Annotated in this window: 18 protein-coding genes; 11 read left to right on the top strand and 7 right to left on the bottom strand. The window is 61.4% G+C overall.

What is annotated here, in order from left to right; all coding sequences use genetic code 11:
* Positions 1–65: 65 nt before the first annotated feature.
* Genes KIT08_00265 through KIT08_00275 form a run of 3 tightly spaced genes read right to left on the bottom strand, consistent with a single transcriptional unit; the run spans position 66 to position 2,180 of the window.
* A complete protein-coding gene (locus tag KIT08_00265; protein UYN89691.1) occupies positions 66–1,154 on the bottom strand; it encodes a polymer-forming cytoskeletal protein in 1,089 nt (362 codons plus the stop codon).
* Positions 1,151–1,609 (bottom strand): hypothetical protein, encoded by a 459-nt coding sequence (locus KIT08_00270; GenBank protein ID UYN89692.1) that lies wholly within the window; start codon positions 1,607–1,609, stop codon positions 1,151–1,153. Before KIT08_00270 ends, KIT08_00265 begins: the two co-directional genes overlap by 4 nt.
* Positions 1,584–2,180 (bottom strand): sigma-70 family RNA polymerase sigma factor, encoded by a 597-nt coding sequence (locus KIT08_00275; GenBank protein ID UYN89693.1) that lies wholly within the window; start codon positions 2,178–2,180, stop codon positions 1,584–1,586. Before KIT08_00275 ends, KIT08_00270 begins: the two co-directional genes overlap by 26 nt.
* Positions 2,181–2,347: 167 nt before the next feature.
* Here KIT08_00275 and KIT08_00280 point away from each other — a divergent pair, with 167 nt between their 5' ends.
* From KIT08_00280 to KIT08_00290, 3 genes are all read left to right on the top strand, one after another.
* Complete coding sequence (locus tag KIT08_00280; protein UYN89694.1) at positions 2,348–3,649, top strand: UbiA family prenyltransferase; 1,302 nt, start codon at positions 2,348–2,350, stop codon at positions 3,647–3,649.
* Positions 3,650–3,772: 123 nt separating this feature from the next.
* Positions 3,773–3,976 (top strand): hypothetical protein, encoded by a 204-nt coding sequence (locus KIT08_00285; protein UYN89695.1) that lies wholly within the window; start codon positions 3,773–3,775, stop codon positions 3,974–3,976.
* 33 nt (positions 3,977–4,009) lie between these two features.
* Positions 4,010–4,324, top strand: a complete 315-nt coding sequence (locus tag KIT08_00290) for a winged helix-turn-helix transcriptional regulator (GenBank protein UYN89696.1) — start codon at positions 4,010–4,012, stop codon at positions 4,322–4,324.
* 69 nt (positions 4,325–4,393) lie between these two features.
* Here KIT08_00290 and KIT08_00295 read toward each other — a convergent pair whose 3' ends face one another.
* From KIT08_00295 to KIT08_00305, 3 genes are all read right to left on the bottom strand, one after another.
* Positions 4,394–4,858 (bottom strand): GtrA family protein, encoded by a 465-nt coding sequence (locus KIT08_00295; GenBank protein UYN89697.1) that lies wholly within the window; start codon positions 4,856–4,858, stop codon positions 4,394–4,396.
* Positions 4,855–5,814 (bottom strand): SDR family oxidoreductase, encoded by a 960-nt coding sequence (locus KIT08_00300; GenBank protein UYN89698.1) that lies wholly within the window; start codon positions 5,812–5,814, stop codon positions 4,855–4,857. Before KIT08_00300 ends, KIT08_00295 begins: the two co-directional genes overlap by 4 nt.
* Before the next feature lie 158 nt (positions 5,815–5,972).
* Entirely contained in the window at positions 5,973–7,538 is a 1,566-nt protein-coding gene (locus KIT08_00305; protein UYN89699.1) for a G5 domain-containing protein, read from the bottom strand.
* 22 nt (positions 7,539–7,560) lie between these two features.
* On the opposite strand from KIT08_00305, the gene scpB reads away from it, so the two are divergent.
* The 5 genes from scpB (at position 7,561) to KIT08_00330 (ending at position 12,672) form a co-directional block, all read left to right on the top strand.
* Positions 7,561–8,148 (top strand): SMC-Scp complex subunit ScpB, encoded by a 588-nt coding sequence (scpB, locus tag KIT08_00310; GenBank protein ID UYN89700.1) that lies wholly within the window; start codon positions 7,561–7,563, stop codon positions 8,146–8,148.
* A 193-nt stretch (positions 8,149–8,341) separates the two neighbouring features.
* Positions 8,342–9,454 (top strand): amino acid ABC transporter substrate-binding protein, encoded by a 1,113-nt coding sequence (locus tag KIT08_00315; GenBank protein ID UYN89701.1) that lies wholly within the window; start codon positions 8,342–8,344, stop codon positions 9,452–9,454.
* 77 nt (positions 9,455–9,531) lie between these two features.
* Positions 9,532–10,713 (top strand): ABC transporter permease subunit, encoded by a 1,182-nt coding sequence (locus KIT08_00320; GenBank protein UYN89702.1) that lies wholly within the window; start codon positions 9,532–9,534, stop codon positions 10,711–10,713.
* Complete coding sequence (locus tag KIT08_00325; GenBank protein ID UYN89703.1) at positions 10,714–11,910, top strand: amino acid ABC transporter permease; 1,197 nt, start codon at positions 10,714–10,716, stop codon at positions 11,908–11,910.
* A 12-nt stretch (positions 11,911–11,922) separates the two neighbouring features.
* On the top strand, positions 11,923–12,672 hold the full coding sequence (locus KIT08_00330) for an amino acid ABC transporter ATP-binding protein (GenBank protein UYN89704.1): 750 nt from the start codon (positions 11,923–11,925) through the stop codon (positions 12,670–12,672).
* A 141-nt stretch (positions 12,673–12,813) separates the two neighbouring features.
* Here the strand turns inward: KIT08_00330 and KIT08_00335 are convergent, their stop codons facing one another.
* Entirely contained in the window at positions 12,814–13,122 is a 309-nt protein-coding gene (locus KIT08_00335) for a GIY-YIG nuclease family protein (GenBank protein UYN89705.1), read from the bottom strand.
* A 137-nt stretch (positions 13,123–13,259) separates the two neighbouring features.
* On the opposite strand from KIT08_00335, the gene KIT08_00340 reads away from it, so the two are divergent.
* From KIT08_00340 to KIT08_00350, 3 genes are all read left to right on the top strand, one after another.
* Positions 13,260–14,474 carry a helix-hairpin-helix domain-containing protein gene (locus KIT08_00340; GenBank protein ID UYN89706.1) on the top strand — a complete coding sequence of 405 codons (1,215 nt, stop codon included), beginning with the start codon at positions 13,260–13,262 and terminating at the stop codon, positions 14,472–14,474.
* A 283-nt stretch (positions 14,475–14,757) separates the two neighbouring features.
* Positions 14,758–15,489, top strand: a complete 732-nt coding sequence (locus KIT08_00345) for an SOS response-associated peptidase (GenBank protein ID UYN89707.1) — start codon at positions 14,758–14,760, stop codon at positions 15,487–15,489.
* Entirely contained in the window at positions 15,479–15,973 is a 495-nt protein-coding gene (locus KIT08_00350) for a DinB family protein (protein ID UYN89708.1), read from the top strand. Before KIT08_00345 ends, KIT08_00350 begins: the two co-directional genes overlap by 11 nt.

Genomic DNA, 15,973 nt, shown 5'->3' on the forward strand with positions numbered 1-15,973 from the left:
CATGCGCAGCTTGGCAACAAAAAAGACCCGCCGTTGGCGGGTCTTTTTTCGTTTGTGTAGAGCAGCTAGCTGCGGCGCGTGCTTTTCTTGGTCGCGGCGGTCTTTGCCGCAGCGCGCTTGCGCGGTGCGGGCAGCGCCGGCGGCGTGGCCGCGGGCGCAACCACCGCCCCCGGGCCGGGGTAATCCTGCCCGCCAAAGCGAGTCAGCACCACCGCGCCCAGGCCAGCCAGGCCCACCACCACGCCCAGCAGCCAGCCCAGGCACGGCACCCAACCCACCGCGCCGGTGGCGAAGGTGAGCGTGAAGGTGCCCAGCAAGGCTTGCAGCGCCGGCGACCATACCGCCTTGAAGGCGTCCGCCATGCGGCGGCCGACCTCCAGGCCGAGGCTGATCCAGCCGAAGGCCCAGGCGGTCACCAGCAGGAAGGGCAGCAGCACCGCCACGGGGATGAAGATGAGCGTGATGCTGAGCATCACAGTGGCCGCGCCCACCGCCAGCACGGCCAGCAGGCCAACGCCCGCCGCCATCGGCGGCTGTTCGGTGATCACACCAGCCACGCGGCGCATGTGGCGCTCCATGAACAGCACCAGCAGCAAAGCTACCGTAGCCATCGCCACCGAGCGGAACAGCATCCACACGAACTCAGCCCAGACGCCGCGGCCAACTTCGCGGATGATCGTCTGCGGCTGGGGCACATTGCCAAAATCGCGCATGCCCGGGTTGCGAGACCATTCGCCATCACCCCAGGGGAATTGCACGTCATACACCGTGCTACCGCTCACGATGGCGCTGGGCGAAATCTCGGCCTGGCCGGTCGGCACGATCAAGTCCCCGCTCAGCAAGGCGCCGGCGTTGAGGGTGGCTGCGCCACCCACCACGACCAGGTCGCCGTCAATGCTGCCAGAGATGTCAGCATCGCCACCGATCACGGCCACCTGGCCGTTCACCTGGGCGCGTTCTTCCACCACAAGGCTGCCGCCAAGCACCACCAGGTCACCATTCAGGGTGCGGCCAGCTTCCAGCGTGAAGTCACGCCCCAGCACGATCTCATCAAAGGCCGGCAGCTCAGCCGGAGCGGCAAAGGCCACGCCCGGTACAGCCAGCACAGCTACAGCAGCCAACAGCAGGGCTGCAAACCATTTAGAACGAATCATTTTGTCTCCTTGCGTACATGCTTACGATCCAGTAATAGCACGGTCAGCACCAGGGCTGCCAATGCGCTGGTATTCATTACGATCCATACAACATTCGGAACCTGAGCCAGAAAGCTGCTCAGCGTGGTCACCAGCACGCGGCTAGCCACACCCAGCACGCTGAGATAACGCAGCGCATCGGCCAGCAAGCCGCCCGGCTGCAGCGCATCCAGCGGCGGCAGCAGCGCCAGCAACAGCACGAACAGCGCCAGCGTCAGCAGGCCGGAGGCTGCCAGCAGCCCGGCGGCCTGGGCGCGGGAAACCTGCGGCGTCTCGGCGCCGGCGGCGCGCCAGCGCGCCTGCCAGCGGCGGGCAAAGCCCGCCCTCGGCGCCACCATCTCGGCCGAGCGCAGGCGCTCTTCCAGCGCGGCCCAGCCGGGTGGCATCGTTTCAGTTTTGTGCAGTGGCTTGTTCATGTTTCTTGCTCCTTGTTGCAGGGTGCTGCTGGCTACGTTCCCACGCGTCGGCCAGGCTGCGGCGGGCGCGGTGCAAGCGGCTCTTGAGCGCACTCTCGCTGAGGGAAAGCTGCGCAGCGATCTCCTCGTACGAAAGGTCATTCCAGTAATACAGAATGATGGCCGCCCGGTCACGTGGGTCCAGGCGGGCCAGCAAGGCTTGCAGCTCGTCGTGCGTTTCACGCTGCACCAGCCGTGCCGCCGGGCCTGCGCTCTTGTCGCCCAGGCTGGCCTCAGGCGACTCGTCCAGTGAGATGGTGTTCAACCGCGCCCGCCGGTACTGGTCGATGCAGTAGTTGGCGGCGATGCTCAGCAGCCAGCTGGCAAACTTGCGCTTGGGGTCATAGCGGCCGATGGCCCTGAAGGCGCGCAGGAAAGCTTCCTGCGCGGCGTCCTCCGCATCCTGCGTGTTGCCCAGCATCCGATAGCACAAGTTATGTACTGGTGTTGCATACAGCTCCACCAGTTGTGAAAAAGCCTGCGCATTGCCCTGCTGGGCCAGGCGCAGCCATTTCTGTTCATCAGGCTGCAATGGATCTCCTCACTGTTCGCTTGCACCATGTTATACGCTTCTGCCTGTCTTTGGTTTCGCGTTTGGCATAATTCCGGCCGGTTTCTGCGTTGACAAGAGTGCAGAACCCTCTATAATTGTGATGAAACGCACAAGTAGATACTTTCGATAACCGCTAGGAGACTGTTATGGCAAAGACCCTTGCAAAATCCGTTATCACCTGTGACATGGAAGGCCGCATCGAAACCTTCGGCGACGGCTCGGAGAAGATGTTCGGATACACCAAAGAAGAGATCATCGGCAAGAAGCGCGTGTCGCTGTTCTCCCCTGGCCAGGTCGTGCTGGAGCACGTGCCCACCTGGCTGGGCACAGCTTCCAAAGAAGGCGAGTACGTGGGCCGCACGGTCTTCGTGCGCAAGAACGGTGAGCTGTTCGCCGCCGACATTCGCATCACCCCCACCTTCAAAGATGGCGTGCAGAACGGCTTTTGCGGCGTGACCGAAGAGATCGACATGCCGGTCAAAGAGGCCATGCCCAAGATCAGCCTGATGACCAAGATCTTCACTTGGCTGGTCATCACCCGCGCTCCGTTCCTCACCGCCGTCATCGTGCCGATCCTCATCGGCGCGGCCTGGGTGGCGGCCAACAACATCGTCACACCCTTCCCCACCGGCAAGTTCTTCCTGGCGCTGTTTGCGGGCATTCTGCTGCATGTGGCCGCCAATACCTTCAACGATTACTTTGACTGGACCAGCGGCACCGACCCCGCCAACAATGATTACTTCCTGCCCTACTCCGGCGGCAGCCGCTCGATCGAGCTTGGCCTGGTGAACGAGAAGACCCTGCTGGCGGTCGGCAGCATCGCTCTGCTACTGTCCTCGGCGATGGGCTTGGTGCTAGCGCTGCAGAGCGGCTGGGGCCTGCTGGCCTTCGGCTTGGTTGGCGCGTTCTTCGCCTACTTCTACACCGCGCCCCCGCTGCGCCTGGCCGCCCGCAAGGGCCTCGGCGAGTTGGCCGTGGGCCTGAGCTTCGGCCCGCTGGCCGTGGCCGGCACGGTGTACGCACTCACCGGCCGCGTGACCCTGGCGGACTTCCTGGTGGGCGTGCCCATTGGCTTGCTCACCATCGCCATCCTGTGGATCAACCAGTTCCCCGACGAAGCCGCCGACAAGGCCACCGGCAAAGAGAACCTCGTGGTGGTGCTGGGCAAGGACCGCGCTCGCTATGGCTATATTCTGCTGCTGGCAGCCGCCTTTGGCCTGGCGCTGTACTGGACCCTGGTCAGCGGCTTGTTCCCCATCGGTGCCTTGCTGATCCTCATCGCCGCTCCGCTGGCCATCCAAACCAGCCGCATCATCCTGCGTGAGTACCGCGAGCGCAGCCTGGTGCGCGCCAACGCCACCACCATCCAGCTGCATGCCATCGCTGGCCTTCTAATGGCGGCTGGCATCTTCTGGAGCGACTCGCTGGCCCGCCTGTTGGGGCTGTAAACGCAACTCGCTTACAACAAAGAGCCGCCCAGCTTGGGCGGCTCTTTTACGTTAACGCTTGACAAATAAACAATACACATGTAATATTTTTATTACACATACCAAGCTGGAGAGAGAGACAAAATGTTCGAAACCACCCCTTATCTGTTCATCATGATCGTTGCCGTTGTAGCCATCACCTTCGCTTTCATTTCGACCGTACTCAAAGGGAAGTCACGAGAGAATTCAGCCGATGTTAAGGCTACACTCGCAGAGATCAACGAAGGCGTTCAGGAACTGCGCGGCAAAATGGCTGAGATCGAGAAGATGCTGCGCGAGGTTGAATAACCCCGCACAGCACCATGCCAAGAGACTGACTCAATGAGCAGCCCCCAGAACCCCGAGCATGATCTCCCCCTCGTTCTGGCTGCGCTGGACAACCCGCACCGCCTGCGCATCATCGCAGCCCTGCGCGACAAGAACAACTATGTCAGCCAGCTGGCGCGCGACCTCAACATCAGCCGCCCTCTGCTGATCATGCACCTCAAAAAGCTGGAAGACGCCGGGTTGGTCAGCAGCGGCTTAGAGGTCTCACAAGACGGTAAGGCCATGCGCGTATACCAACTGGAGAATTTTGATATCCGCCTAACGCCAAACGAGATCGCTAAAGCAGCGGCTAATCTGCCGCCAGGCTAGCTTGCAAGGCACAACAAAAGAGCACGGCCTTCACCGTGCTCTTTTGTTGGGAATAGTGTGGCTCGTTCTCTACTTGCCTAACTCCACATCCCCATAGGTCCAGAAGCGGTTAACGAAGAAGTTCCAGAAGAGCACGATGCCGATGGCGCCGGCCAGGGCCAGGTTGTGTGTAACCGAATAGGTGCTCAGGCCAAAGGGCATCGGGCGCGTGCCCGCCAACCGGTCGAACCAGGCCGCCAGGCCGTTGAAGATCGGTGTGCGGATCAGCAGCCCGACCAGGTTCACCAGGCCGTATTGGGCCAGCTGCTGGGTCCACGGCTTGGAGCGCGAATCCTTATAGGTCCACTTGCGGTTCAGAATGAAGTTGCTGGTGACCGCCGCCAGGAATGAGCCAGCCTGGCTAACCATCGGCAGCACATGCAGCACGTTCAGCAGAACGTTGAATACAGCAAAGTCCACCACGGCGCCAAAAGCGCCCACGGTGGAAAAGCGCGCAAAGCGTTTGATCTCACGCCGCTTGCTGCGCACGGTCATTCCAACCCCAGCTGCTCACGGAAGTATGGGATGGTCTTGCTCAACCCGTCTCGAAGCGAGATGGTCGGCCCCCACTCCAGCCATTCGCGCGCCCGCGCAATGTCAGGCTGGCGGCGCAAGGGATCACCCGGCAGGAACTGCTTCTTTTGATAGACCAACCCGGCGTTCTTGCCCACCAGCCCATCGATCTCTTTGGCAAACTGCTCAATAGTGATCTCATCCGGGTTGCCAATGTTCACCGGCTCGTGAATATCCGAGGTCAGCAAACGGTAGATGCCCTCGATCAGGTCATCCACATAGCAGAAGCTGCGCGTTTGCTGGCCATCGCCGTAAATGGTCAGCTGCTCCCCGCGCAACGCCTGCTGGATGAAGTTGGCCACCGCCCGGCCGTCATCCACATGCATGCGCGGGCCATAAGTGTTGAAGATGCGCACGATGCATGTGTTCACCTTGTGGAAGCGGTGATACGCCATCGTCAGCGCCTCAGCAAAACGCTTGGCCTCGTCATACACCGAGCGCTCACCGATCGGGTCCACATGGCCCCAGTAACTCTCTTTCTGGGGGTGTTCCAGCGGGTCGCCGTAGATCTCGCTGGTCGAAGCCAGCATGAAACGGGCATTGTTGGCCAGGGCCACACCCAGGGTATTGTGGGTCCCCAGCGCGCCGGCCTTCATGGTCTGGATGGGCAGATTGGGATATCCGATGGGCGAATTGGGATTGGGGCTGGCCGGCGAAGCGAAGTGCATGACCGCGTCGAGCTTGCCTGGTACGGAGATGTAGTTGGAGACATCGTGGCGGATGAACAAAAAGCGCTCATTGGTGCTGAGGTGGGCCAAATTCTCCGGCTTACCGGTGACAAAATTGTCCATGCCCACCACTTCGTGCCCCTCAGCCAGCAGGCGGTCACACAAATGCGAGCCTAAGAAGCCCGCCGCGCCAGTTACCAGTATTCGCATGTACGCTCTCTTTTAGGTTTGGAGTACTGCTACAAACAAGCCATTTTAACACGCCGGGGCAAATCAAATCGTCCACAGATAAACACAGATGGACGCCAAAAAGAACAAAAGTTATTGCCAAGAATTATCCGTGTTTATCTGTGTGCATCTGTGGACTCTTACTCCCAGCTCACCGCGCTCACCAGGCCATCCCCGGTCAGCTGGCGCGCCTCGCCCGACAGCACATTCACCAGCCACAAATTGCCCTGGTATACGAAGGCGATCATCCCGCCCGCATCAGCACTTGGTGACCAGGCCAGGCGCTGCGGCTGCAGGCCAGCCGCGCCCTGCGGCGGGAACAGCGCCATGCTGTTGCCGCCCTCTGACGTGATCACCATCAGCTCATAGCTGCTGATGTCGCTCTGGGTGGGCGTAAAGGCCCGCAGGTAGGCCACCTGCCCGCCTCCGGGCTCCGGCGCCGGGTTGGCGAACATGCCCACGTTCTGCGCCAGGCGGCGCAGCTCGCCCTGCGGCGAGAGCGCCACCAGGTCAAACAGCTGCGAGCGTTGCTGGCTTTCGACGCCGCTTTGCTCGGCATGCTCAACGGTATACAGCCAGCCATCATCGCCCCAGGCCAGCGTCGGCATCCACGCCCAATGGCTGTTGGTCTGGTACGGCGTCAGCGCCAGCAGGGTCTGCAGGCGGTCAGTGTCAATATCGGCGCTGCCGATTGCATCCGGCCGGGTGAAGGCCAGCGTCTCGCCGTCCGCGCTCCACGCGTACGCCGAGCCCCACCAGCTGTACAAGCTATCCGTGCGCCGTGCGGGCAGCCCTTGGCGCGGCTCGGTTACTTCGCCGCCGGGCGTAAAGTTGATGAACCACAGATCATTGTTGGCTGCCCAGCCGGGCGGGTTGGGGCTGGGTTCTACGGTGGAATAAGCGATCTGGGTAGCGTCTCCACCGGGAGCCCAGCCGGCGTAATGCACCACGTTGGCCACTCCAAGCTCGATCAGGCGCAGGTCATTCAGGCTCACCACCCACAGGGTATTGATCTGGCCTTCAACCTCGCTGGCCCGCGAGAACAACAGCCAATCGCCATCCGGCGAAATTTCAAAGATGCGCCCATCCAGGTCACCGGTGGTGACCAGCGCCTGGCGCGCCCCAGTGTTGTCTTCCAGCAGCCAGGCATTGCCGCCCGCCAGAAACGCCAGCCGCCCAGGAATAGTGACCGCGCTAAATGACGACTGCGCGCCGATCATGACGATCTCTTCCACCGGGGGAGTTATGACTTGCGAGCGCACCGCCGTGCGTGAGACCAGTTCGCCGTCCTCATACAGCAGGCGATATGTGACTTCTTCCAGCCCATTAACGCCGTTCTGGATCAGGCGCTGCTCACCCACCGTCAGCGCCTCGTTCTGCAATGTGCGCGAGACGAAAGGCAGCGCCTGCTCTTCCACTTCGTAGGCTTCTTCGACTCGCACCACGCGGATCTCGTCGCCGTCCGCCAGCTGCGCAAGGCTGTGCGGCTCGCTGCGGTCCAGCGGGCCCAGGGTCACGCCCGCCGCTTGCAGCGCATCGCTGACCCGGCTGCCGGCCGCCACGCTGACAGCGCGGCTTTCGCCGTCGGCTGTCACGCTAACGCTGATCGCCTCGGCGCTGGCGGCCTGGCTGCAGGCAGCCAGGGCCAGCAGCAGGCATAAAAGTTGGGCCAAAAGGCCCGGCTGGTATAATGCGCGCTTGCTCATCGAAAGGTAAAGCTAATATAGCATGGCGGCAAAAAAGGCATCTGCAGCAGCAAACGAAGAAAAACTCACCCTCGAAGCGCGCATTGAAGCGCTGCTCTTCGTCGCCCCCGGCTTGGTGGCAGTGAACCAGCTCGCCACCGCGCTGGAAGTGCCGCCCAAGCAGGTGGAAGCCGCCCTGCCGGCGGTGGAAGAAGCCTTCGCCACCCGCGGCATTCGCCTGCAGCGCTACCGCGGTGAGCTGCGCCTGATCAGCGCCCCGGAGGCCGCGCCGCTGGTCGAGCGCTTCCTGCATCTCGAGGCGACCACTCGCCTCAGCGCCGCGGCGCTGGAGTGCCTCGCCATCGTCGCCTATCAGCAGCCGATCACCCGCCCGCAGATCGACTCTGTGCGCGGCGTCAACAGCGACAGCTCGATCCGCTCGTTGCTGACCCACGGCCTGGTGGAAGAAGCTGGCCGCGCTGATGGCCCGGGCCGCCCCATCCTGTACTCCACCACTTCTGAATTCCTGCAGCATTTCGGCCTCAGCAAGATCGAAGATCTTCCCAAGCTGAATCTGGAAAATGTGGCTTCACAAGCCCAATTGCCAACTCTGCCAGGCCTTAAATCCTGAAATTCGCTCCGAAAAGCCCGTAAAACGCGTCACCAACTCTGATCTTTGGGGTTGATTCATTTCCGTTTTACCCCTTATAATCTCATTCTCCATTCTGGCGTTTAGTATACGAAATACCTACGGAGGTACTGACGTACTACTAAATGGGCCTATCCAGGCCAGTCATACCAAATCTTGTAAGGAGAAAAGATATATGACCAAGAAGCTGTACCCTGTTTTGGGTCTGCTGCTGGCCACCGCGGTGCTCCTCGCCGCCTGTGGCGGTAGCCCCGCCCCTGCCACCGGTGAAGCCCCGGTCGCCGAGCAGCCCACCGCTGCTCCCGCCGAGATCATCTTCACCACCCCCTCTGGCTACGGTGTAACCCTGGAAGCCGTGCAAGCTCGCGGCAACCTGATCTGCGGTGTGAACTCGCAGGTGCCTGGTTTCGGTTACGTTGACGCCGACGGCAACTTCTCCGGCGTGGACGTGGACTACTGCCGCGCCCTGGCTGCCGCCATCTTTGGCGACGCCACCGCTGTTGAGTTCCGCCCCGTGACCGCTGCCGAGCGCTTCACCGCTCTGCAGTCCGGCGAAATTGACGTGCTGAGCCGCAACACCACTTGGAGCACCCTGCGTGACACCGAGCTGGGCGGCAACTTCACTGCCACGACCTTCTACGATGGTCAGGGCCTGATGGTCCGCGAAGACAGCGGCATCACTGACATCGCCGGCCTCGACGGTGGCACGATCTGCGTGCAGACCGGCACCACCACCGAGCTGAACCTGGCTGACGTCTTCGCCGCCGCCGGTGTGAGCTACACCCCGGCCGTGTTCGAAGATGCTGATGGCACCTTCGCCGCTTACGCCGAGGGCCGCTGTGACGCCGTCACCACCGACAAGTCCGGCTTGGTTTCCCGCCGCACTGTGCTGGCTGACCCGGATGCTCACGTGATCCTGGATGTCACCATGTCCAAGGAGCCCCTGGGCCCCATGGTTCGCCACGGTGATGACCAGTGGTTCGACATTGCGCAGTGGACCGTGTTCGCCATGATCTCCGCTGAGGAGTTCGGCGTCACCTCCGCCAATGTTGACAGCATGATGACCAGCTCCAACCCCGAAGTCCTGCGTATGCTGGGCGCCGAGGGCGAGTTGGGCGCCGCTCTGGGCCTGAGCTCCGACTGGGCGTACAACATCATCAGCCAGGTGGGTAACTACGAAGAGGTCTACAACCGCAGCCTGGGTCCGGACACTCCGACCTACATCCCCCGCGGTCTGAACAGCCTCTACACCGAAGGCGGCCTGCTCTACGCTCCGCCCTTCCGCTAGACCGGCTTACCTGTAACACGAACACGATACGGGGGCGGGCACATGCCCGCCCCCGTATTTGTAAGTAGGAGGAATGCATGGCAAACGCCCCCAGAGCACATGCCAACCCGCCCTTCTGGAGAGACGAGCGGGTGCTCAAACTGCTGGCCCAGCTTGTTTTTGGCGCGGCAGTGCTGATCTTTGGCTACATCCTCATCCAAAACATGATCAACGGCCTGCGCCAGCAAGGCACTACGCTGGGCATTGGCTTTTTGCAAAACACGGCCGGCTTTGACCTGGCCGAAACCCTGAACGGCTTCACGCGCAGCTCCGCTTATATTCAGGCCTTTCTTGCCGGTTTGTACAACACGCTGCTGGTCAGCGCGGTGGGCGTCCTGTTCTCCACCATCCTCGGCATCATTCTGGGCGTGGCGCGCCTCTCCAGCAATCTGCTGGTGCGCACATTGGCCACCGCCTACCTGGAGCTGATGCGCAACTTGTCCTTATTGGTGTTCCTCATCTTCTGGTATCTGGCCGTGTTCCTCAAACTGCCGCTGGTGCGCGAGGCGATCACCTGGCCCGGCAATATCATCCTCAGCAACCGCGGCATCGGCATCCCCTGGGGTATCCCCACTGAAACCTGGCCAGCCTTCAAACTGTTCCTGCTGGGCGGCCTGGCCCTCGCCCTTGTCATCACAGTTGCCTTTCACTTTCAGGGCAAGCGCACCGGCAAAGCCCCGCTGGCCATCATTTGGGCGCCGCTGGCCTTTCTGGCCGTGGCGGCCGCGGGCTGGTTTGTGCAGTCGGTGGCCCCGCTCAGCCTGGACCTGCCCGCCGTGCAGGGCCTCAACATCCGCGGCGGCCGCATCTTCACGCCGGAGTTTATGGCGCTGACCTCCGGCCTGGTGCTGTACACCGCCGCTTTTATCGGCGAGGTAGTACGCGCCGGCATCCAGGCCGTGTCCAAGGGCCAGGTGGAAGCCGCCCGCGCCATCGGTCTCAGCAGCTTCCAAACCCTGCGCTTGGTCGTCTTCCCGCAAGCGCTGCAAGTCATCATCCCCCCGCTCACCAGCCAATACCTTAACCTGACCAAGAACTCTTCGCTGGCGATCGCGGTGGGCTATCCCGATCTGTTCTACGTGTCCAACACGATCCTGAACCAGAGCGGCCGCGCCGTGGAAATGATCACGCTGGTCATGCTCACCTATCTGCTTTTTAGCCTAATCACCTCGATCTTCATGAACTGGTACAACGCCCGCGTGCGTCTGGTGGAGCGCTAAATGACAGCCCAAACGACCGTCAAGCCACCTCTGGCTGAGCGCCACACCCCACTGGGCTGGCTACGCAAGAACCTGTTCAACTCCTGGGGCAACGCCATCCTCACCATTGTCGCCGGCTGGCTGACCTTTGTCACGCTGCGCGGCCTGATCACTTGGGTCTTCACCGAGGCGGACTGGACCGTGATCGAGACCAACCTGCGTCTGATCCTGCTCGGCCAGTACCCCATCGCCGAGGTCTGGCGCATCTGGGTCTCGATGCTGCTGCTGGCCTTCCTCATCGGCAATTCGCTCTCGATCTGGGGCAAGGGCAAAACATCCACCCGCTTCACGGTCCTGCTCACCGGCGTGCTCCTGGCGCTGGCCTTCGTGGTCAGCGGCCCTTCACGCCAATGGCTACTGGGCATGGCGGCGCTGTTGGCCGCCGGCTGGTGGCTTGCCCGCGGTGCGGGCAAGGCTATGCGCAACGTAGTGGGAATTGGCTGGGTGGTGTGGCCGCCCATCTTCATCCTGCTGCTGCGCGGCTTCGGCGAAGGCGGCTTGCTGCCTCAGGTAGGCACGAATTTATGGGGCGGGCTGATGCTCACCTTCATGCTCACCATCGTGGGCATCGTGTTCTCTTTCCCCATCGGTGTGCTGCTGGCCCTCGGCCGCCAATCTGAGCTGCGCATTGTGCGCTGGTTCTGCATCGCCTTCATCGAGATCGTGCGCGGCGTGCCGCTCATCACCATCCTGTTCATGGCGCAGCTGATGCTGCCGCTGTTCCTGCCGGCTGGCCTCACCATTGACCGCGTGCTTCGCGCCATGGTGGGCATTACGCTGTTCAGCGCCGCCTACCTGGCCGAGAATGTGCGCGGCGGCCTGCAAGCCATCCCCAAAGGCCAGTACGAGGCTGCCTACGCCCTGGGGCTGAGCAACCCGCAATCGATGGGCCTCATCATCCTGCCTCAGGCGCTGCGCCTCATCATCCCCATCCTGGTCGGCCAGTTCATCGCCCTGTTCAAAGACACGGCGCTGGTTGCCATCGTGGGCCTGTTCGACCTGGTGGGTATTGCCCGCACAGTGCTGGCCCAGCCCGCCTTCCTGGGCACCCATCGCGAGGTCTACGCATTCATTTCACTGCTGTACTGGGTGTTTAGCTACGCCATGTCCTACGTCAGTATCCGCCTGGAAGATTCACTGGGCGTAGGTAAACGATAAGTGAGGAGAACCATGACCGCTGACAAAACCCCTATCATCATCGCCAAGGATGTACACAAATGGTTTGGCGATTTTCAAGCCCTGCGCGGTGTGAGCATGGAAGTGAAGCAGGGTGAAGTGATCGTGATCTTCGGGCCTTCCGGCTCGGGCAAATCCACCTTCATCCGCACCATCAACCATCTCGAAGAGCACCAACAGGGCGACATTGTCGTGGACGGCATTGAGCTGAGCCACGATGTGCGCAACATCGAAAAGATCCGCGAGGAGACCGGCATGGTCTTCCAGCAGTTCAACCTCTTTCCGCATCTCACCGTACTGCAGAACATCACTTTGGCCCCGATCTGGGTAAAGAAGTGGGATAAGCCCCGCGCCGAGGCCAAAGCCATGGAGCTGCTCAACCGTGTCGGTATCCCTGAGCAGGCCCACAAGTACCCCGGCCAGCTCTCCGGCGGCCAGCAGCAGCGCGTCGCCATCGCCCGCGCCCTCGCCATGGAGCCCAAGATCATGCTCTTCGACGAGCCCACCAGTGCCCTGGATCCTGAGATGATCAAAGAAGTGCTTGACGCCATGATCGAGCTGGCCAAGACTGGCATGACCATGCTGGTGGTCACCCACGAGATGGGCTTCGCCCGCGCCGTGGCCGACCGCATGTTTTTCTTCGACAAAGGCGAGATCGTCGAAAGCGGCACGCCCGACCAGATCTTCAAGTCGCCCAAGGAAGACCGCACCAAGCTGTTCCTATCTCAGATCTTGCATCACTAGGACTCGAACCTGGAACCTTCGGGTTACGAGCCCGATGACAATTGTTCAGAAAAAGAGAGCGCACAGAGTGCGCTCTCTTTTTTGTTGTACCACCCCAGCGTAACAAACACCACCGTGCGTCCCGAGCGCAGCGAGGGACCCCTATTCACTCATCTCACCGTCAAGCCAATCCCTACTCAGATCTTTGAACTCCGGATTCATTGTTCGGATCAAATCAAGCTTCTTGCTCCGCCGCCACCCTTTAATTATCTTCTCGGCCTTCATAGCATCAATCGGATGCTCAAACACCTCGTAAAACAGAAGTCTTGTTGTGCGATAGCGTTTGGAAAAGGCATTTGTTTCTCCGGTCATGTGCTGATGGAGTCTAGCTGCCAGGTCCGAGGTCATCCCTGTATACAGGACACCGGTAGTATTGCCCACAATGTAGACGTAAGTCTGCTTTTTCCCCATTTCCCAATTGTACATTTAGCCAAAACAAGTCAACGAGGGTCCCTCGCTTCGCTCGGGACACACCTCACCTCCCGCAAAAAATGAGCCCACCTTGACAACTCTTGCCATCCTAGAACACATGTGCGAATATAGCCCACATGGATACCCTGCAAAAAATACGCGTCGTCGGGCGCGATATGCACCTCGAATCCGACAGCGAGAACGATCAGATCTGCGCCCCCGTGGTCGGCGGGCGGCAACTGCCCGCCCGCCCCGTGGCCACCATCCCCATCAGCGAGGTAGCCCTGCCCGGTGGCCGCAAGATGAAGGTGGTCAAGAGCATGCTCACCACCGCCTGCGAGCGCAACTGCAACTACTGCCCCTTCCGCGCCGGCCGCAGCAAAATGCAGCGTATCACCATCAAGCCAGACGAAATGGCCCAGGTCTCCTACCAGGCCTACCGTCAGCGCCTGGTCGAGGGGCTGTTCCTCAGTTCCGGCATCATTAAGGGCGGTGTCACCACCCAGGACAAGCTCATCGACACCGCCGAGATCCTACGCAACAAGCTCGGCTTCCGCGGCTATCTGCACCTCAAGATCATGCCCGGTGCCGACCGTGACCAGGTGCGCCGCTCCATGCAACTGGCCGACCGTATCTCGGTCAACCTGGAAGGCGCCAACACCCGCCGCCTGGCGACCCTGGCGCCGATGAAAAAGTTTGCCGAGGAGCTGCTCGCCCCGCTCAAGTGGGCGCAGGAGATCCGCGTCAACGAGGCGCCCGCCAGCACCTGGAACGGGCGGTGGGCCAGCTCGGTCACCCAGTTCGTCGTCGGCGGCGCAGACGAGACCGATGTTGAGCTGGTCTCGACCTCGGAGTATCTGTATCACGAGCTCAAACTCAAGCGCACCTACTACTCAGCTTTTTCGCCCATCATCGACACCCCACTAGAGAACCACCGCCCCGAGAACCCTTGGCGAGAGCACCGCTTGTATCAAGCCTCATTCCTGTTGCGTGATTACGGCTTTGCCATGGAGGAGCTGCCCTTCAACCAAAGCGGCAACCTCCCGCTCAACAAAGACCCCAAAACCGCCTGGGCCGAGCAGACCCTGCTGCACAAGCCGGTCGAGGTCAACACCGCCACGCGTGAGCAGCTGCTCCTGGTGCCCGGCATCGGCCCCAAGAGTGCAGATGCCATTCTGCGCGCCCGCCGCCTGCATGCCATCACCAGTCTGGAGCAGCTCAAGGAGCTTGGCATCGTGCCTAAGCGCAGCGCGCCCTTTGTGCTGCTCAATGGCCGCCAGCCCAGCTTCCAACCGCGTCTTATGGACATGGCCGAGCCTACGCCCCAACTCCGCCCGCGCTTCCCCGGTTAAAATGATCGCATGGGCAGAGATACCGCACCCTTCGCACCCAGTATCATCCTGAGCGGGTTTCTAAAACCACACCAGGCCGTCGCTCCAGATATCTTTTTAGTTGCACCCCCCACCCCCAGCCAAAAAACAAACAACATCTGGCCCGTCGTCTTGTCCCGAGCGCAGGACAACCACAAAGTCCAGTCCTCACCCAGCACTCCGCAACGCGGAGTTTGCGCTTGCTGCGAAGCAGCAGCAAACTCCAAACACCATCGGAGTGGCGTAGCCACGGAGATGGTGTAAGATGCCCGGCCGCTTCACCCTCACATCCAGCCCCGCCCTCATCCGGGAAACCTTTCCCTGGCTCAGCGTGCCAGATCAGCTCACCCCGCGTTATAACATCGCCCCTACTCAGCCTGTGGCTGTGGTGCTCAACGATGGCAGCCACAAAGTTGACTTCGTCAATTGGGGCCTCATCCCATCCTTCAGCAGCGGCGCCAAGATGACCTCGCTGCTGATCAACGCCCGCTCCGAGGGCATCACCCGCACGCCCGCTTTCCGCGGCCCGTTCCGTTACAAGCGCTGCATCGTGCTGGCCGATGGGATCTTCGAATGGGTCAAGTTCCCGCGCAAGCGTGAGAAAGTGCCCTACTGGGTGTACCTCAAGACCCGCCGCCCGTTTGCGCTGGCCGGCGTATGGGACAGTTGGCACTCGATGGACGGCTCCGAGGTCAAGACCTGCGCCACGATCACATGCGAGCCCAACCCGCTGGTCAAGCAGATCCATCACCGCATGGGCGTCATCCTGCCCGCTGAGCACATCGCCGCCTGGCTGCAGCCCGGTGAAGCCACTGACCCCAAAGGGCTGCAAGCTTTGCTACAGCCCTACCCGCCGGACGAGATGACCTATCACCAGGTCGCCCCCATCGTCAGCAGCGCCGCCAATGATGTGCCCGAATGCATAGCTCCGCTGCCCTTCGACCCGCCGATGGAAAAAATACTTGAGCAGAACTTTGGAGAGAAGCGTGAACGTTGAAGCCTTCCGCACCCTGTACGACTATCACATCAGTGAGAACCGCAAGATCTGGCAGCGCCATATCGCCGATCTGCCCGAAGAGGTTTGGACCCAGCCGCTGGACTATTCGATGGGCTCGCTGCGCACGCAGATCGCTCACTTGATCCGGGTTGACCACATCTGGTTTCTCGATCTCGGTGCGCCGATGCCCGAGGAAGAGATCGACGAGAAGAACCCCGGCAAAGACCGCCCCGCCCTGCGCGCCTATTGGGACCAGGTGGAAGGGGCCATGCGCAGCTACATCAACAACCTCACCGAAGAGACCCTGGCCAGCAAGCCGCTGCAGGGCGAAGACGCCGAACTGGCCGTATGGCAGGTGCTGCTGCACGTTGCCAACCACGGCACAGACCACCGCGCCCAGATACTGCGCGCCCTGCACGACGCCGGCCAGAAGACCGGCCCGCAGGATTTGGTCTTCTACCTGTACGAGCAGCAAGAAAAGTAA

This window comes from Anaerolineales bacterium, from assembly GCA_025808555.1.
Lineage (GTDB): Bacteria > Chloroflexota > Anaerolineae > Anaerolineales > UBA11579 > JAMCZK01.

Excerpts from the sequence above, each read along its gene's own strand:
- KIT08_00265 (UYN89691.1), bottom strand. The coding sequence starts at position 1,154 with ATGATTCGTTCTAAATGGTTTGCAGCCCTGCTGTTGGCTGCTGTAGCT.
- KIT08_00270 (UYN89692.1), bottom strand. The coding sequence starts at position 1,609 with ATGAACAAGCCACTGCACAAAACTGAAACGATGCCACCCGGCTGGGCC.
- KIT08_00280 (UYN89694.1), top strand. The coding sequence starts at position 2,348 with ATGGCAAAGACCCTTGCAAAATCCGTTATCACCTGTGACATGGAAGGC.
- KIT08_00285 (UYN89695.1), top strand. The coding sequence starts at position 3,773 with ATGTTCGAAACCACCCCTTATCTGTTCATCATGATCGTTGCCGTTGTA.
- KIT08_00290 (UYN89696.1), top strand. The coding sequence starts at position 4,010 with ATGAGCAGCCCCCAGAACCCCGAGCATGATCTCCCCCTCGTTCTGGCT.
- KIT08_00295 (UYN89697.1), bottom strand. The coding sequence starts at position 4,858 with ATGACCGTGCGCAGCAAGCGGCGTGAGATCAAACGCTTTGCGCGCTTT.
- KIT08_00300 (UYN89698.1), bottom strand. The coding sequence starts at position 5,814 with ATGCGAATACTGGTAACTGGCGCGGCGGGCTTCTTAGGCTCGCATTTG.
- KIT08_00305 (UYN89699.1), bottom strand. The coding sequence starts at position 7,538 with ATGAGCAAGCGCGCATTATACCAGCCGGGCCTTTTGGCCCAACTTTTA.
- scpB (UYN89700.1), top strand. The coding sequence starts at position 7,561 with ATGGCGGCAAAAAAGGCATCTGCAGCAGCAAACGAAGAAAAACTCACC.
- KIT08_00315 (UYN89701.1), top strand. The coding sequence starts at position 8,342 with ATGACCAAGAAGCTGTACCCTGTTTTGGGTCTGCTGCTGGCCACCGCG.
- KIT08_00320 (UYN89702.1), top strand. The coding sequence starts at position 9,532 with ATGGCAAACGCCCCCAGAGCACATGCCAACCCGCCCTTCTGGAGAGAC.
- KIT08_00325 (UYN89703.1), top strand. The coding sequence starts at position 10,714 with ATGACAGCCCAAACGACCGTCAAGCCACCTCTGGCTGAGCGCCACACC.
- KIT08_00330 (UYN89704.1), top strand. The coding sequence starts at position 11,923 with ATGACCGCTGACAAAACCCCTATCATCATCGCCAAGGATGTACACAAA.
- KIT08_00335 (UYN89705.1), bottom strand. The coding sequence starts at position 13,122 with ATGGGGAAAAAGCAGACTTACGTCTACATTGTGGGCAATACTACCGGT.
- KIT08_00340 (UYN89706.1), top strand. The coding sequence starts at position 13,260 with ATGGATACCCTGCAAAAAATACGCGTCGTCGGGCGCGATATGCACCTC.
- KIT08_00345 (UYN89707.1), top strand. The coding sequence starts at position 14,758 with ATGCCCGGCCGCTTCACCCTCACATCCAGCCCCGCCCTCATCCGGGAA.